Origin of the sequence: Streptomyces sp. BBFR51 (genome assembly GCF_044591655.1) — a bacterium.
In the GTDB taxonomy this organism is placed as follows: Bacteria; Actinomycetota; Actinomycetes; order Streptomycetales; family Streptomycetaceae; genus Streptomyces.
Genome location: NZ_CP172448.1, coordinates 4,351,030 through 4,365,064, shown reverse-complemented (window position 1 = coordinate 4,365,064; position 14,035 = coordinate 4,351,030). Strand labels below are relative to the sequence as shown.

Below are 14,035 nucleotides of genomic sequence, written 5' to 3'. Positions count from 1 at the left end.
CCGGGCTCGCAGTGGTGGCAACGGGTCAGCCGTACATCCGGCGCATCGCGAAATCGACCATTTGTTCGACGGCCTTCGCGTCGAACACCATCCGGTGCTCACCCTCCATGTCCAGGACGAAGCCGTAGCCGGTCGGCAGCAGGTCGATCACCTCTGCGCCGGTGATCACGAAGTACTTCGACTCCTTGCCCGCGTACCGGCGCAGTTCCTTCAGGCCGGTGAACATGGGGATCACCGGCTGCTGGGTGTTGTGCAGCGCGAGGAAGCCGGGGTTGTCGCCGCGCGGGCAGTACACCTTCGAGGTCGCGAAGATCTGCTGGAAGTCCTCGGCGGACATCTGCCCGGTGGTGAAGGCGCGCACCGCGTCCGCGAGCGAGGGCGGGGACGGCTCGGGGTACAGCGGCGGCTGCTGCCCGTATCCGCCGCCCATCGGTTGCTGCGGCGGCGGAGCGTACTGCTGCTGCTGAGGACCCGCGGTCTGGTCGTAGCCGTACATGCCGCAAAGAGTAGCGAGTGACGGGTCACAGATGTCCGGCTCGGGGTTGCTTCTTATTACCGACGGGTAGCATCATCGGAGCTACTACTTGGTATGTGTAGTTGGTATGTGTACAGATGCGAGGAGTCAGTGCCTCGCCGATCTCTCAACGGAGCCGTCGCCATGGGGCACTACAAACCGAATCTCCGGGACATCGAGTTCAACCTCTTCGAGGTGCTCGGCCGTGACAAGGTTTACGGCACGGGCCCGTTCGCGGAGATGGACACGGACACCGCCAAGAGCGTTCTGGAGGAGCTGACCCGCCTCTCGGAGAACGAGCTGGCCGAGTCCTTCGCCGACGCCGACCGCAACCCGCCGGTCTTCGACCCCGAGACCAACACCGCGCCGGTGCCGGCGTCCTTCAAGAAGAGCTACCAGGCCTTCATGGACTCCGAGTACTGGCGCCTGGGCCTGCCCGAGGAGATCGGCGGCACCACCTCGCCCCGCTCCCTGATCTGGGCCTACGCGGAGCTGATCCTCGGCGCCAACCCGGCCGTGTGGATGTACTCCTCCGGCCCGGCGTTCGCCGGCATCCTCTTCGAGGAGGGCAACGAGGCCCAGAAGCACATCGCCTCGTTCGCCGTCGAGAAGCAGTGGGGCTCCACCATGGTCCTCACCGAGCCGGACGCCGGTTCGGACGTCGGCGCCGGCCGTACCAAGGCGGTCCAGCAGGAGGACGGCTCCTGGCACATCGAGGGCGTCAAGCGCTTCATCACGTCCGGCGAGCACGACATGTCGGAGAACATCCTCCACTACGTCCTCGCCCGCCCCGAGGGCGCCGGACCCGGCACCAAGGGCCTGTCCCTCTTCCTGGTCCCGAAGTACGAGTTCGACTTCGAGACCGGCGAGATCGGCGAGCGCAACGGCGTCTACGCCACCAACGTCGAGCACAAGATGGGCCTGAAGGCCTCCAACACCTGCGAGATGACCTTCGGTGACCGCCACCCCGCCAAGGGCTGGCTGATCGGCGACCGGCACGACGGCATCCGCCAGATGTTCCGCATCATCGAGTTCGCCCGCATGATGGTCGGCACGAAGGCGATCTCCACCCTCTCCACGGGCTACCTCAACGCCCTGGAGTACGCCAAGGAGCGCGTCCAGGGCCCCGACCTGGCCAACTTCATGGACAAGGCCGCGCCCAAGGTCACCATCACCCACCACCCCGACGTGCGCCGCTCGCTGATGACGCAGAAGGCGTACGCCGAGGGCATGCGCGCGCTGGTGATGTACACCGCCTCCGTCCAGGACGAGATCCAGGTCAAGGAGGCCGACGGCGAGGACGCCGCCACCGAGCACGCCCTCAACGACCTGCTCCTGCCGATCGTCAAGGGCTACGGCTCGGAGAAGGCCTACGAGCAGCTCGCCCAGTCGCTCCAGACCTTCGGCGGCTCCGGGTTCCTCCAGGAGTACCCGATCGAGCAGTACATCCGCGACGCCAAGATCGACACCCTGTACGAGGGCACCACGGCGATCCAGGGCCAGGACTACTTCTTCCGGAAGATCGTCCGCAACCAGGGCGCCGCGCTGAACTCGCTCGCCGAGGACATCAAGGAGTTCCTGGCCCTGGCCACCGGCGGCGAGGAGCTGTCCGGCGCCCGCGACCACCTGGCCAAGGCCGCCGTCGAGCTGGAGGCCATCGTCGGCCTGATGCTCACCGACCTCGCGGCCACCGAGCAGGACGTCAAGAACATCTACAAGGTGGGTCTCAACACCACCCGCCTGCTCCTGGCCTCCGGCGACGTGATCGTCGGCTACCTGCTCCTCAAGGGCGCCGCCATCGCCGCCGAGAAGCTGCCGACCGCCTCCGCCCGGGACAAGGCCTTCTACACCGGCAAGATCGCCGCCGCGAAGTTCTTCGCCGCGAACGTCCTGCCCGGCCTCACCCTGGCCCGCAAGGTCGCCCAGGGCGTCGAGCTCGACCTGATGGAGCTGGACGAGGCGGCCTTCTAGCCCCGCCCGCCCCTCCGAGCCCCCACCGCGCCCACACTGCCCACGAGGGCCCGCTCCCGCCAGTCGGGAAGCGGGCCCTCGTACGTCGTTAAGGTGAACCCATGAGCGCACCCTCCCGCTTCGACCGCGGCCACACCGACGACCTGATGACCTTCCTGTCGGCGAGCCCGACGCCGTACCACGCGGTGGCGACCGCCGCCGAGCGGCTGGAGAAGGCCGGCTTCCGCCAGGTCGCGGAGACCGACGCCTGGGACACGGTGACATCAGCGGCTCCCGCCGCGGGCAGCGGCGGCAAGTACGTCCTGCGCGGCGGTGCGATCGTGGCCTGGTACGTCCCCGAGGGTGCCGCGGCCCACACCCCCTTCCGCATCGTCGGCGCGCACACCGACTCCCCCAACCTGCGCGTCAAGCCGCGCCCGGACACCGGGGCGCACGGCTGGTGCCAGGTCGCCGTGGAGGTCTACGGCGGCCCGCTGATGAACTCCTGGCTCGACCGCGACCTGGGCCTGGCCGGCCGCCTCTCGCTGCGCGACGGCTCGACCCGCCTGGTCAACATCGACCGCCCGCTGCTCCGCGTCCCGCAACTCGCCATCCACATGGACCGCAACGTGTCCACGGAGGGCCTCAAGCTCGACAAGCAGCGTCACCTCCAGCCCGTCTGGGGCCTGGGCGACACCGTGCGCGACGGCGACCTGATCGCCTTCCTGGAGGACGAGGCGGGCCTGGCCCGCGGCGAGGTCACCGGCTGGGACCTGATGACCCACTCCGTGGAGCCCCCGGCGTACCTGGGCCGCGACAAGGAGCTGGTGGCGGGTCCGCGCATGGACAACCTCCTGTCCGTGCACGCCGGTACGGCCGCCCTGGCCGCGGTCGCGACCTCCGGCGCCGACCTCCCGTACATCCCCGTCCTCGCCGCCTTCGACCACGAGGAGACCGGCTCCCAGTCGGACACGGGCGCGGACGGCCCGCTGCTCGGCGGCGTGCTGGAGCGCTCGGTGTTCGCGCGCGGCGGCTCGTACGAGGACCGGGCGCGCGCCTTCGCCGGCACGGTCTGTCTGTCGTCGGACACGGGTCACGCCGTCCACCCCAACTACGCGGAGCGGCACGACCCGACGCACCACCCGCGCGTCAACGGCGGCCCCCTCCTCAAGGTCAACGTCAACAACCGCTACGCCACGGACGGTTCGGGCCGCGCGGTGTTCGCCGCCGCCTGCGCGAAGGCGGACGTGCCCTTCCAGTCCTTCGTCTCCAACAACTCCATGCCGTGCGGCACCACCATCGGCCCCATCACCGCGGCCCGGCACGGCATCAGCACCGTCGACATCGGCGTGGCCATCCTGTCGATGCACAGCGCCCGCGAGTTGTGCGGCGCCGACGACCCGCACCTGCTGGCGAACGCGCTGGTCGCGTTCCTGGAGGGCTGACTCCCCGAGCGTCTCGGCCGGAACACCCCTGCACCGCATGGCCGTTCCGGCCGGGGGTACCCGCACGGAACCGGATCGACCGGAAACCCGGAACCGACCGGATCTACAGGGAGGCGACACTCATGGGCCTCGGCGGGTGCATCATCCTCATCGCCGTGGGAGCCATCCTCACGTTCGCGACCGACTGGGACATGCAGGGCGTCAACCTCGACCTGGTCGGCGTCATCTTCATGATCGTCGGTCTGATCGGTGTCGCGACGTTCAGCAGCATCGCCCGGCGGCGCCGCGTCGTGATGCCGCCGACGACCCCGGTCGTCGAGGAACGGTCCCACCACCATCACACCCAGGACGGCTACAACAACGGCTACGGCTCCTGAGCCGGCCCGTCACGTCAGCGCGTGTCCCGTCGTGGCGTCCACGTGGGCGGGCACGTCGTCGTGCCGGTCGCCCACGGTCGACGTCCCCGTCGGTTCGAGGAGCAGGATCGCGGCGGGGGCGGGGGCGTACGGCTTGTGCTCCGTGCCGCGCGGGACGGTGAAGACCGAGCCCTTGGGCAGGACGACCGTGCGTTCCCCGTCGGGTTCGCGCAGGGCGATGTGGAGTTCGCCGTCGAGGACGAGGAAGAACTCGTCGGTGTAGTCGTGCACGTGCCAGACGTGTTCGCCCTCGACCTTCGCGATCCGGACGTCGTAGTCGTTGACGGCGGTGACGATGCGGGGGCTCCACTGCTCGCTGAAGGAGGCGAGGGCGGAGGCGAGAGAGACGGGTTCCCGTGACATGACGTCGTCGTGTTCCTGTGGCATGACGACATCGTGCGGGGTGCCGGACCCACCGGACGAGTGCTAGAAATCGCACATGCCGCAAGGATCCTCTCAGCCATCGCGCCCCCACCGCGTCGCCGTGATCGTCGACGAGGGCACCAACCCCTTCGAGGTCGGCTGTGCCACCGAGCTGTTCGGGCTGCCGCGGCCCGAACTGGGGCTGCCCAGGCCGCTGTACGAGGTGTCGCTGTGCGGGCCGACCCCCGGGATCCGGATGAACCACGGGTTCTTCACGCTCGCCGACGTACCCGGGCTGGACACGGCCGACGGCGCCGACACGCTCGTCGTCCCCGGCCGGCCCGACAACGTCGTACCGCGCGGCCCGGCAGTCCTGGACGCCATCCGGCGCGCACACGCGCGCGGCGCCCGCGTCGTCAGCCTCTGCACCGGTACCTTCGCGCTCGCCGAGGCGGGGCTGCTGGACGGGCGGCGGGCGGCCACGCACTGGCTCTGGGCGGACTCCTTCCGCCGGCTGCACCCGCGGGTGCTGCTGGAGCCGGACGTGCTGTTCGTGGACGAGGGCGACATCCTCACCGCCGCGGGCAGCGCGGCGGCGCTCGACCTCGGGCTGCACATCTGGCGCGAGGACCACGGCGCCGAGATCGCGAACGCCGTCTCCCGGCGGCTGGTGTTCGCCGCGCACCGGGACGGCGGGCAGCGGCAGTTCGTGGAACGGCCGCTGCCCCACGTACCCGACGAGTCGCTCGCGCCCCTGCTGCAGTGGGCGCAGGAACGGCTGGGCGAGCCGCTGACCGTCGGGGACCTCGCGGAGCGCGCGGCGGTGTCCCCGGCGACCCTGCACCGGCGCTTCCGGGCCCAACTGGGGACGACACCCCTCGCCTGGCTGACGGCCGAGCGCGTGACCCTCGCCCGGCGGCTGATGGAGCGCGGGGAGGAGCGGCTGGAGGTGGTGGCGGCGCGCAGCGGGCTGGGGACCGCCGCGAACCTGCGGGCGCGGCTGCGGCGCGAGACCGGCCTCAGCCCGTCGGCCTACCGACGGCGTTTCGGCCCGGGCGTGGGGGAAGCGATCACGTCATGAGATTCCTCGTGTACGACCGGCTCCTCGGCATCGGTGACGACTACTGGATCGAGGACGACAACGGCAACAAGGCCTACCTCGTCGACGGCAAGGCGATGCGGCTGCGGGACACCTGGGAGCTGAAGGACACCCAGGGACGCGTGCTCATCGACATCCACCAGAAGATGTTCGCGCTGCGCGACACGATGGTGATCGAGCGGGGCGGCGAGCCCCTGGCGCGGATCAAGCGGAAGCGGCTGTCGCTGCTGCGCAACCACTACCGGGTCACCCTGGCCGACGGCACCGAGCTGGACATCAGCGGCAAGATCCTCGACCGCGAGTTCGCCGTCGAGTACGACGGTGAGCTGCTGGCCGTCATCTCCCGGCGCTGGCTCACCCTGCGGGACACCTACGGCGTCGACGTCGTACGGGACGACGCCGACCCCGCGCTGCTGATCGCGCTGACGGTGTGCGTGATCCACCTGGCGGAGAAGGAGCGGGAGGACGACTGACGCGGGCCCGCCGCCCCGGCCCGGTCATGGCTGCGGCGGCTCCGGTCGTCTCCGGTGGCGGCTCCGGTCACCGCCGTGGCGGCTCCAGGCCCAGCACCCGGTCCTTCAGGGCCGGGAACTGCTCCCGGGTGCGCGCCACCTTCGCCGGGTCGAACTCCACCGTGAGGACCTCCTCGTCCGGGCCGGCCTCCGCGAGCACCTCGCCCCAGGGGTCGACCACGATCGAGTGACCGGCCTGCGGAACTCCGGCGTGCGTCCCGGCCGTTCCGCAGGCGAGGACGAAGGCCTGGTTCTCCACCGCCCGCGCCCGGGCCAGGAGCGTCCAGTGGGACCGGCGGCGCTCCGGCCAGCCCGCCGGGACGACGAGGACCTCGGCACCGGCGTCGACCAGCGAGCGGAAGAGTTCGGGGAAACGGAGGTCGTAACAGGTCGCCACACCAAGGGTCGTCTCCGGCAGAGCGACCGTCACCCACTCCCGCCCCGCGCCCATCAGCACGGCCTCGCCCTTGTCGAAGCCGAAGCGGTGGATCTTGCGGTACGAGGCGGCCAGGTCGCCGGAGGGGGAGAAGACGAGCGAGGTGTTGTAGAGCCGTCCGTCCGGGGCGCGCTCCGGGACCGACCCCGCGTGCAGCCACACGCCCGCGTCGCTCGCCGCCTTGGCCATGGCCTCGTACGTCGCTCCCCGCAGCGGCTCGGCCGCCGCGTCGAACTCCTCGAAGGCGAACGCGCCCGTGGTCCACAGCTCCGGCAGCACGACGAGGTCGGCACCGGCCTGGTCCCTTACCAGAGCAGCCGCTCGCAGGCGACGCGCTTCGACCGATTCATCCTCGTTCACGGCGATTTGGATCAAAGAGGCGCGCACACTACCACCGTCCTGGCATTCGAGCCGTCCACACGGGCCTACGATCGTCACACGAAAGCACTGCCGGGGTGCCGCACAGCAGCGTAACTTAGCGTCCCAAGACGCCCGCCGACCGCAACCACCCGCCCGCTGGCACCGACGCCACAACCCGCCCGTGTACCGACCGCCGAGGGGTCCCGTTCCGTGAGTCTGCATCCCACCCTCCAGCCCTACGCCGACGCCTGGACTCACTCCATCGAGGCGATATCCGAGCTGGTCCAGCCGCTGGGGGAGGCGGAGTGGAACCGCCGCACCCCCTGCCCGGGGTGGTCGGTGCGCGACATCGTCTCCCACATTCTGGGCATGGACTCCGAACTGCTGGGCGATCCCCGCCCCATCCACACGCTCCCGCGCGACCTCTTCCACGTCACCAACGACCATCAGCGCTACATGGAGATGCAGGTCGACGTCCGCCGCCACCACACGGCACCGGAGATGACGTCCGAGCTGGAGTACATGATCATCCGGCGCAACCGCCAGCTGCGCAACGAGTCCCGCGACCCCGGCACGAAGGTCCGCGGTCCGCTCGGCACCGAGCTGACCCTGGAGGAGGCCGTGCGCCGGCACGCGTTCGACGTGTGGGCGCACGAGCAGGACCTGCGCACCGCCCTCGGCCGCCCCGGCAACCTCGACTCCCCCGGCGCACACGTCGCGCGTGACGTCCTGCTCGGCGAGCTGCCCGCCGTCGTCGCCGAGCGGGCGAACGCGCCGCGCAGCTCCGCCGTCGTCTTCGACGTCCACGGCCCGGTCGAGTTCCTGCGCACCATCCGCGTCGACATCCAGGGCCGCGGCACCCTGGAAACGGCCCCCGCCCTCGGCCCCGCCGCGACCCTCACCCTCGACTGGGAGACCTACTTCCGCCTGGCCTGCGGCCGCGTGACCCTCCAGGCGGCGGCGGACCGCATCAAGACGGAGGGCGACCCTGATCTGACGGCTGCGATCCTGCGCCACTTCACGGTGACGCCCTAGCTGCGGGCAGTCGTGCCTCCCCCAGTGCCTGAACGGCCTGGGCGGTACCCCAGGGCGGCACGGGTGGGCGCAGCGCCGGGCTGCGCACCCACCCCGCCCCGTACCCAGGCCGGCTGCCTACACAGGCACGTGCACCGTCTCCACCCGGCTGGCGACAAGCCGCTCCCGCTCACGCCGGGCCGCCCGTTTCCGCAGCCGCAAGATCTGCGTCACCCCGAGCGCCTGCAGCACGAACACCGACGAGAAGGCGACCCCGTAGTCGTCCCCGGTCGCGTCCAGCAGCACCCCCACCGCGAACAACGTGGTCATCGACGCCACGAAGCCGCCCATGTTCGTGATCCCGGACGCCGTGCCCTGCCGCTGAGGCGGATTCGCCGGCCGCGCGAAGTCGAAGCCGATCATCGACGCGGGACCGCACGCCCCGAGCACCGTGCACAGCACGACCAGCAGCCACATCGGCGCGTGGTCGGCCGGATAGGCCAGCGTCGCCGCCCACAGGGTCGCCGTCGCCGCCACGGTGCCGAGCGCCAGCGGCAGCCGCGCCGCGTGGTGCCGGGCGATGACCTGGCCGTAGACCAGGCCGACCGTCATGTTGGACAGCACGACGAGGGTGAGCAGTTCACCGGCCGTGGCCCGGGACAGCCCCTGCGCCTCGACCAGGAACGGCATCCCCCACAGCAGCAGGAACACCATCGCCGGGAACTGGGTGGTGAAGTGCACCCACAGCCCGAGCCGCGTCCCCGGCTCCCGCCAGGACGTGGCGATCTGCCGCCGTACGTATGCCGCCCCCTGGTGCGACAGCGGCTCCGGCTCGTGCCCCTCGGGGTGGTCCTTGAGGAACAGCAGCAGCAGGACGAAGACGACCACGCCCGCCAGCGCGCTGCCCGCGAACGCCGCCGTCCAGCCGATGCCGTGCAGCAGCCGGGCCAGGACCAGGGTGGAGACCAGGTTGCCCGCCATGCCGACCAGACCGGCGAGCTGGGCGACCATCGGCCCGCGCCGGGCCGGGAACCAGCGGGTGCCCAGCCGCAGCACACTGATGAACGTCATCGCGTCGCCGCAGCCCAGCAGCGCCCGCGAGGCGAGCGCCATGCCGTACGACGGGGAGAAGGCGAAGCCCAGCTGCCCCGCCGTGAACAGCACGACGCCGATGCCCAGCACCCTCTTCGTGCCGAGCCGGTCGACCAGCAGGCCGACGGGTATCTGCATGCCTGCGTAGACCAGCAGCTGGAGGATGGAGAAGGTGGACAGGGCGGAGGCGCCCACGTGGAAGCGGTCGGCGGCGTCGAGACCGGCGACCCCCAGCGACGTACGGAAGATGACGGCGACGAAGTAGACGGACACGCCGATCCCCCACACGGCGATCGCACGCCGCCCGCCCGGCGGATCACCGGGCAGCGCGCGGCCGGCCGAGGTGGCCGAACTCATCGGACCTCCCCCCGCGCCAGGTGCGAGAACCAGCCCACGTGCCGGCCCACCACGGCGACGGCCGCCTCCGCGTCCCCGGCGCGCAGGGCGTCGAGGATCTCCTCGTGCTCGGCGAGGGTGTGGGCGATCCGGTCGGGGTGGGAGTGCATGACGGCGACGCCCATGCGCAGCTGACGGTCGCGGAGCTGGTCGTAGAGGCGGGAGAGGATCGCGTTGCCGCCGCTGCGGACGATCTCGGCGTGGAAACACCGGTCGGTGACGGAGGCGGCGGCGAAGTCACCGGCGGCGGCCTGCCCCTTCTGCCTCGCCAGCAGTTCCTCCAGCCGTTCGACCAGCCCGGGCGGGGCGGGTACGGCCTTCCTGGCCGCGTGCTCCTCGACCAGCAGCCGGGTCTCCACCACGTCCGCGATCTCCTGCGCGGAGACGGGCAGGACCAGGGCGCCCTTCTTCGGGTAGAGGCGGATCAGCCCCTCGACCTCCAGCCGGAGCAGCGCCTCGCGCACCGGGGTGCGGGAGACACCCACGGCCTCGGCCAGCTCGCCCTCGGTGAGCAGCGTCCCGCCCTCGTAACGGCGCTCGAGGACGCCCTGCTTGACGTGGGTGTAGACGCGGTCCGCCGCGGGGGGTTGCTTCACTGCCGTGCTCATGCGGACAGGATAGATACAACAGGGACACAAGAGGGGTCCGGTCCAGCATCCGGACGCCCGGCCACCCGGCCCCCGGTCACCCGTGAGAGGGATCCCGCGGCCGTCTCCCGCCCCGCAGCGCAACCATTCGCACCCTTCGCGTGTCGCACTGACGCGGCCGGAGCCGCACCGACCACGCCGGCCACAACACAGCCGCGTTCCAGGGGAATTCACCACAATCGGGGTAATCAACTCAATGACCAGTATTCCGAACATCCGTCTTCGCAGGGCCCTCGCCGTCGCCCTCACCGGCGGCGCCGTACTCACCACCGGAGCCCTCGCGACCGCACCCGCGCAGGCCGCCGTACCCGCCCAGGCCACCGCCGCTCCCGTGCGGGCCGCCGCCGCGCCCTCGATCGCCGCCAAGGGCGGCTTCGTGATGAACAACGCGAACGGCAAGTCGCTTTACACCAAGGCCGCCGACACCAAGCGGTCCACGGGCTCCACGACCAAGATCATGACCGCAAAGGTCGTGCTCGCGCAGCCGAAGCTGAACCTGGACGCCAAGGTCACGATCCAGATGGCGTACAGCGACTACATCGTCTCGAAGAACGCCTCCTCCGCCCGCCTGATCGTCGGCGACAAGGTGACGGTCCGCCAGCTGCTGTACGGGCTGATGCTGCCGTCCGGCTGCGACGCCGCGTACGCGCTCGCCGACAAGTTCGGCTCGGGCAAGACGCGGGCGGCGCGGGTGAAGTCCTTCATCGGCAAGATGAACTCGACCGCCAAGAGCCTCGGCCTGAAGAACACGCACTTCGACTCGTTCGACGGCATCGGCAAGGGCAAGAACTACTCCACGCCGCGCGACCTGACGAAACTCGCGAGCAGTGCGATGAAGAGCTCCACCTTCCGCACGATCGTCAAGACCAAGAAGTACACGGCGAAGACGAAGACCAAGAAGGGCGGCACCCGCACGATGGCGCCCTGGACCAACACCAACACCCTCCTCGGCAGTTACAGCGGGGCGATCGGCGTGAAGACCGGCTCGGGCCCGGAGGCCAAGTACTGCCTGGTCTTCGCCGCGACCCGGAAGGGCAAGACCGTCATCGGCACGGTGCTGGCCTCCTCGTCGTCGACCCAGCGCGCCAAGGACGCCACGAAGCTCATGAACTACGGCTTCGGCAGGATCTGACACACGGAAGCACACGAGGGGCTCACCGACGCCGGTGGGCCCCTCCGCACGGGCCTTACACCCAGTTCCTCGACCACTGCAGCGAATTACGATCATCTTCGCTCGCAGTCGTGAACATCTCCGTCCTGGCTGGCATATGCCCCCACCTCCGCTCTACGTTCCGCTGCGGAGGTGGTTCTCATGAACGAACCCAGCAAGCGATACAACCCCGCCGAGCCGCACGAGGCGATCGACGTCAGCGACTTCGTGTACGCGGCCACCGGCGCCCGGGTGCGGAGGCTGACCATGCCGGACGGAAGCCACTGGTTCCCGGCGGTGGATGTCTGCAAGGAACTCGGCCACACCAACTCTCGCAAGGCGCTCGCAGATCATGTTCCCGACGAGCACCGAGAGATGCTCGAGACCGTAACTGGAGGTTACGGTCTCAGCGTTCCCGCAGGTAGAGGGTGGCGTCGAGACTTGCACATCATCTCTCTCCAAGGTCTCATCCTCCTCGTCAACGCCTGCACCAAACCGGCCTGCGCCCCCTTCAAGCAGTGGGTCGCCGAAGTCATCGAGACCGTGCAGCGCGAGGGTTCCTACTCTCTCGAGGAGGCGGAGGTACAACCCTCCGCGCCGGGTGCTCCCATCGCCTACGCCATGCCGGACCAGGTTGCCGAGGCCATCGTCCGGCTGGAGGCGCACAACCTTCGGTTGGATGAGGAGCTGGCCGAGGGACAGCGTGCGTCGATCGCGTTGCAAAGGCAGATGCTGGCCACGCAGCAGGCCACTCTCACCACGCAGCAGGCCACCCTCGCCGTGCAGCAGGCGATGGTCCGGGCGATGGAACGCATCGCGGACCGGTTCGACACCCTGGTCCTCCAGCGCGGGACGGCCGGCGGTCACCTCGCCCCGGCACCCACCACGGAGTCGGTGCTGGCCGACTGGCGGCAGCGGTTGTCCGTGACGGAGGACGTGTGGACGGTGGCCCGGGTCATCGCCCCGGTGCTCGTCGAAAAGGGTGAGCTGCGGGAGCCGCTGGAGTCGATCGCCGCCCGTACGGGACTTTCCGTGCGCCGGGTCAACGAATGTCTCCGGCTGCTGCGCAGGCACGCCTGCATTCGCTCGCGGGGCGGGGCCGACGACGGGGCTCCGGTGTACGTGCTGCATCAGGTCTGAGCCCGGCACGGCGAGAGGGGCGTCGCAACTCGAACTTGCGGCGCCCCTCTGTCATGAACCTACTCGGTTCGCGGCTCTCATGCCCAGCTGATCAACCGCTTCGGCTGTTCCAGGACCGCCGCCACGTCGGCGAGGACCTTGGAGCCCAGCTCGCCGTCGACCAGGCGGTGGTCGAAGCTCAGGGCAAGGGTGGTGACCTGACGCGGCTTCACCTTGCCCTTGTGCACCCACGGCTGGAGCTTGATCGCACCGACCGCGAGGATCGCGGACTCGCCCGGGTTGAGGATCGGCGTGCCGGTGTCGACGCCGAAGACGCCGACGTTGGTGATGGTCACCGTGCCGCCCTGCATGGCGCCGGGGCTGGTCCTGCCCTCACGGGCCGTCGAGACCAGCTCGCCCAGGGCCCCGGCCAGCTGCGGCAGGGTCTGGGCGTGGGCGTCCTTGATGTTCGGGACGATCAGCCCACGCGGGGTCGCGGCGGCGATGCCCAGGTTGACGTAGTGCTTGACCACGATCTCCTGGGCGGCCTCGTCCCAGGACGCGTTGACGTCCGGGTTGCGCTTGATCGCGACCAGCAGTGCCTTGGCGATCAGGAGAAGGGGGTTCACGCGCAGGCCCGTGTACTCCTTGTCCTGCTTCAGCTCCTCGACCAGCTTCATCGTGCGCGTCACGTCGACGGTCACGAACTCGGTGACGTGCGGCGCCGTGAACGCCGAGCCGACCATCGCCGCCGCCGTCGCCTTGCGGACGCCCTTGACCGGGATCCGGGTCTCGCGCGCCGTGTCGTACGAGGCCGGCGTCGCCGTCGGGGACGCGGCGGGCGTCGGGGCCGTCGTCGGGGCCGTCTCCGGCTCGGCCGCGGGGGCGACGGCCGCGTGGACGTCCTCGCGCGTGATGATGCCGTCCGGCCCGGAGGGCACCACGCTCGCCAGGTCGACGCCGAGGTCCTTCGCCAGCTTGCGCACCGGCGGCTTGGCCAGTGGACGCTCACCGGCGGGCGGCGCCGCCGGCGCCGCGGGTCCGTGGCCGTTCATCTCGGCCTGGATCGCCGCCGGCGCCGCCGACGCCTCCGGTGCGGCGGCCGGGGCCTCCACGCCCTTGCGGGGGCGGCGGCGGGTCGAGGAGGTGGACACCCCGTACCCGACCAGGACCGGCTGGCGGCCCTCGGGCTTGGGCTCCTCCGCCTCGGCGGCGGCCGGCGTGTCCGCCACGGCCTCCTGCACCGGCTCCGCGGCGGCCGCCGCACCGTCACCGACGGCCACCGCGATGATCGACGTGCCCACGTCGACCGTGGTGCCCTCGGGGAAGCGCAGCTCGCGGACCACGCCGTCGTAGGGGATGGGCAGTTCGACGGCGGCCTTGGCCGTCTCGACCTCGCACACCACCTGCCCGTCGGTGACCGTGTCACCGGGCTTGACGTACCACTTGAGGATCTCGGCCTCGGTCAGTCCCTCGCCCACGTCGGGCATCTTGAACTCACGCACGGAGCTGTCCGTCATCG

At 70.5% G+C, this 14,035-nt stretch carries 14 protein-coding genes; 8 read left to right on the top strand and 6 right to left on the bottom strand.

Features of this window, described 5'->3' with window-relative positions:
* Positions 1–25 precede the first annotated feature (25 nt).
* Complete coding sequence (locus ACGH7X_RS19890) at positions 26–496, bottom strand: SseB family protein (protein WP_064728881.1); 471 nt, start codon at positions 494–496, stop codon at positions 26–28.
* A gap of 162 nt (positions 497–658) precedes the next feature.
* Here ACGH7X_RS19890 and ACGH7X_RS19885 point away from each other — a divergent pair, with 162 nt between their 5' ends.
* The 3 genes from ACGH7X_RS19885 (at position 659) to ACGH7X_RS19875 (ending at position 4,286) form a co-directional block, all read left to right on the top strand.
* Complete coding sequence (locus tag ACGH7X_RS19885; protein ID WP_399886733.1) at positions 659–2,485, top strand: acyl-CoA dehydrogenase; 1,827 nt, start codon at positions 659–661, stop codon at positions 2,483–2,485.
* Positions 2,486–2,586: 101 nt separating this feature from the next.
* A complete protein-coding gene (locus ACGH7X_RS19880; RefSeq protein ID WP_399886732.1) occupies positions 2,587–3,909 on the top strand; it encodes a M18 family aminopeptidase in 1,323 nt (440 codons plus the stop codon).
* Positions 3,910–4,031: 122 nt separating this feature from the next.
* Positions 4,032–4,286 carry a DUF6458 family protein gene (locus ACGH7X_RS19875; protein ID WP_399886731.1) on the top strand — a complete coding sequence of 85 codons (255 nt, stop codon included), beginning with the start codon at positions 4,032–4,034 and terminating at the stop codon, positions 4,284–4,286.
* A gap of 9 nt (positions 4,287–4,295) precedes the next feature.
* On the opposite strand, the gene ACGH7X_RS19870 is transcribed toward ACGH7X_RS19875, so the two are convergent.
* A complete protein-coding gene (locus tag ACGH7X_RS19870) occupies positions 4,296–4,688 on the bottom strand; it encodes a cupin domain-containing protein (RefSeq protein ID WP_399897193.1) in 393 nt (130 codons plus the stop codon).
* 76 nt (positions 4,689–4,764) lie between these two features.
* On the opposite strand from ACGH7X_RS19870, the gene ACGH7X_RS19865 reads away from it, so the two are divergent.
* A complete protein-coding gene (locus ACGH7X_RS19865; protein WP_399886730.1) occupies positions 4,765–5,769 on the top strand; it encodes a helix-turn-helix domain-containing protein in 1,005 nt (334 codons plus the stop codon).
* Positions 5,766–6,260 (top strand): LURP-one-related/scramblase family protein, encoded by a 495-nt coding sequence (locus ACGH7X_RS19860; RefSeq protein WP_399886729.1) that lies wholly within the window; start codon positions 5,766–5,768, stop codon positions 6,258–6,260. The genes ACGH7X_RS19865 and ACGH7X_RS19860 overlap by 4 nt, the downstream gene beginning before the upstream one ends.
* 67 nt (positions 6,261–6,327) lie before the next feature.
* Here ACGH7X_RS19860 and ACGH7X_RS19855 read toward each other — a convergent pair whose 3' ends face one another.
* Complete coding sequence (locus ACGH7X_RS19855) at positions 6,328–7,122, bottom strand: carbon-nitrogen family hydrolase (RefSeq protein WP_399886728.1); 795 nt, start codon at positions 7,120–7,122, stop codon at positions 6,328–6,330.
* A gap of 183 nt (positions 7,123–7,305) precedes the next feature.
* Between ACGH7X_RS19855 and ACGH7X_RS19850 the strand changes: the two genes are divergently transcribed.
* Positions 7,306–8,130 carry a maleylpyruvate isomerase family mycothiol-dependent enzyme gene (locus tag ACGH7X_RS19850; RefSeq protein ID WP_399886727.1) on the top strand — a complete coding sequence of 275 codons (825 nt, stop codon included), beginning with the start codon at positions 7,306–7,308 and terminating at the stop codon, positions 8,128–8,130.
* Positions 8,131–8,247: 117 nt separating this feature from the next.
* Here the strand turns inward: ACGH7X_RS19850 and ACGH7X_RS19845 are convergent, their stop codons facing one another.
* Positions 8,248–9,558, bottom strand: coding sequence for a nitrate/nitrite transporter (locus tag ACGH7X_RS19845; RefSeq protein WP_399886726.1), 1,311 nt, complete (start codon positions 9,556–9,558; stop codon positions 8,248–8,250).
* Positions 9,555–10,205 (bottom strand): GntR family transcriptional regulator, encoded by a 651-nt coding sequence (locus ACGH7X_RS19840; RefSeq protein ID WP_399886725.1) that lies wholly within the window; start codon positions 10,203–10,205, stop codon positions 9,555–9,557. Before ACGH7X_RS19840 ends, ACGH7X_RS19845 begins: the two co-directional genes overlap by 4 nt.
* 235 nt (positions 10,206–10,440) lie before the next feature.
* Here ACGH7X_RS19840 and ACGH7X_RS19835 point away from each other — a divergent pair, with 235 nt between their 5' ends.
* Together ACGH7X_RS19835 and ACGH7X_RS19830 are read left to right on the top strand one after the other, a co-directional pair.
* Positions 10,441–11,376: a D-alanyl-D-alanine carboxypeptidase family protein gene (locus ACGH7X_RS19835; protein WP_399886724.1), complete on the top strand. Its 936-nt coding sequence runs from the start codon at positions 10,441–10,443 to the stop codon at positions 11,374–11,376.
* Positions 11,377–11,556: 180 nt separating this feature from the next.
* Positions 11,557–12,534: a Bro-N domain-containing protein gene (locus tag ACGH7X_RS19830; RefSeq protein WP_399886723.1), complete on the top strand. Its 978-nt coding sequence runs from the start codon at positions 11,557–11,559 to the stop codon at positions 12,532–12,534.
* 77 nt (positions 12,535–12,611) lie between these two features.
* On the opposite strand, the gene ACGH7X_RS19825 is transcribed toward ACGH7X_RS19830, so the two are convergent.
* Complete coding sequence (locus tag ACGH7X_RS19825; protein ID WP_399897190.1) at positions 12,612–14,033, bottom strand: dihydrolipoamide acetyltransferase family protein; 1,422 nt, start codon at positions 14,031–14,033, stop codon at positions 12,612–12,614.
* Between the last annotated feature and the right edge of the window lie 2 nt (positions 14,034–14,035).

Bases quoted from the DNA above. Each gene is read 5' to 3' on its own strand.
- ACGH7X_RS19830 (WP_399886723.1), top strand. From the start codon at position 11,557: ATGAACGAACCCAGCAAGCGATACAACCCCGCCGAGCCGCACGAGGCG.
- ACGH7X_RS19840 (WP_399886725.1), bottom strand. From the start codon at position 10,205: ATGAGCACGGCAGTGAAGCAACCCCCCGCGGCGGACCGCGTCTACACC.
- ACGH7X_RS19885 (WP_399886733.1), top strand. From the start codon at position 659: ATGGGGCACTACAAACCGAATCTCCGGGACATCGAGTTCAACCTCTTC.
- ACGH7X_RS19875 (WP_399886731.1), top strand. From the start codon at position 4,032: ATGGGCCTCGGCGGGTGCATCATCCTCATCGCCGTGGGAGCCATCCTC.
- ACGH7X_RS19860 (WP_399886729.1), top strand. From the start codon at position 5,766: ATGAGATTCCTCGTGTACGACCGGCTCCTCGGCATCGGTGACGACTAC.
- ACGH7X_RS19865 (WP_399886730.1), top strand. From the start codon at position 4,765: ATGCCGCAAGGATCCTCTCAGCCATCGCGCCCCCACCGCGTCGCCGTG.
- ACGH7X_RS19845 (WP_399886726.1), bottom strand. From the start codon at position 9,558: ATGAGTTCGGCCACCTCGGCCGGCCGCGCGCTGCCCGGTGATCCGCCG.
- ACGH7X_RS19835 (WP_399886724.1), top strand. From the start codon at position 10,441: ATGACCAGTATTCCGAACATCCGTCTTCGCAGGGCCCTCGCCGTCGCC.
- ACGH7X_RS19825 (WP_399897190.1), bottom strand. From the start codon at position 14,033: ATGACGGACAGCTCCGTGCGTGAGTTCAAGATGCCCGACGTGGGCGAG.
- ACGH7X_RS19880 (WP_399886732.1), top strand. From the start codon at position 2,587: ATGAGCGCACCCTCCCGCTTCGACCGCGGCCACACCGACGACCTGATG.
- ACGH7X_RS19890 (WP_064728881.1), bottom strand. From the start codon at position 496: ATGTACGGCTACGACCAGACCGCGGGTCCTCAGCAGCAGCAGTACGCT.
- ACGH7X_RS19870 (WP_399897193.1), bottom strand. From the start codon at position 4,688: ATGTCACGGGAACCCGTCTCTCTCGCCTCCGCCCTCGCCTCCTTCAGC.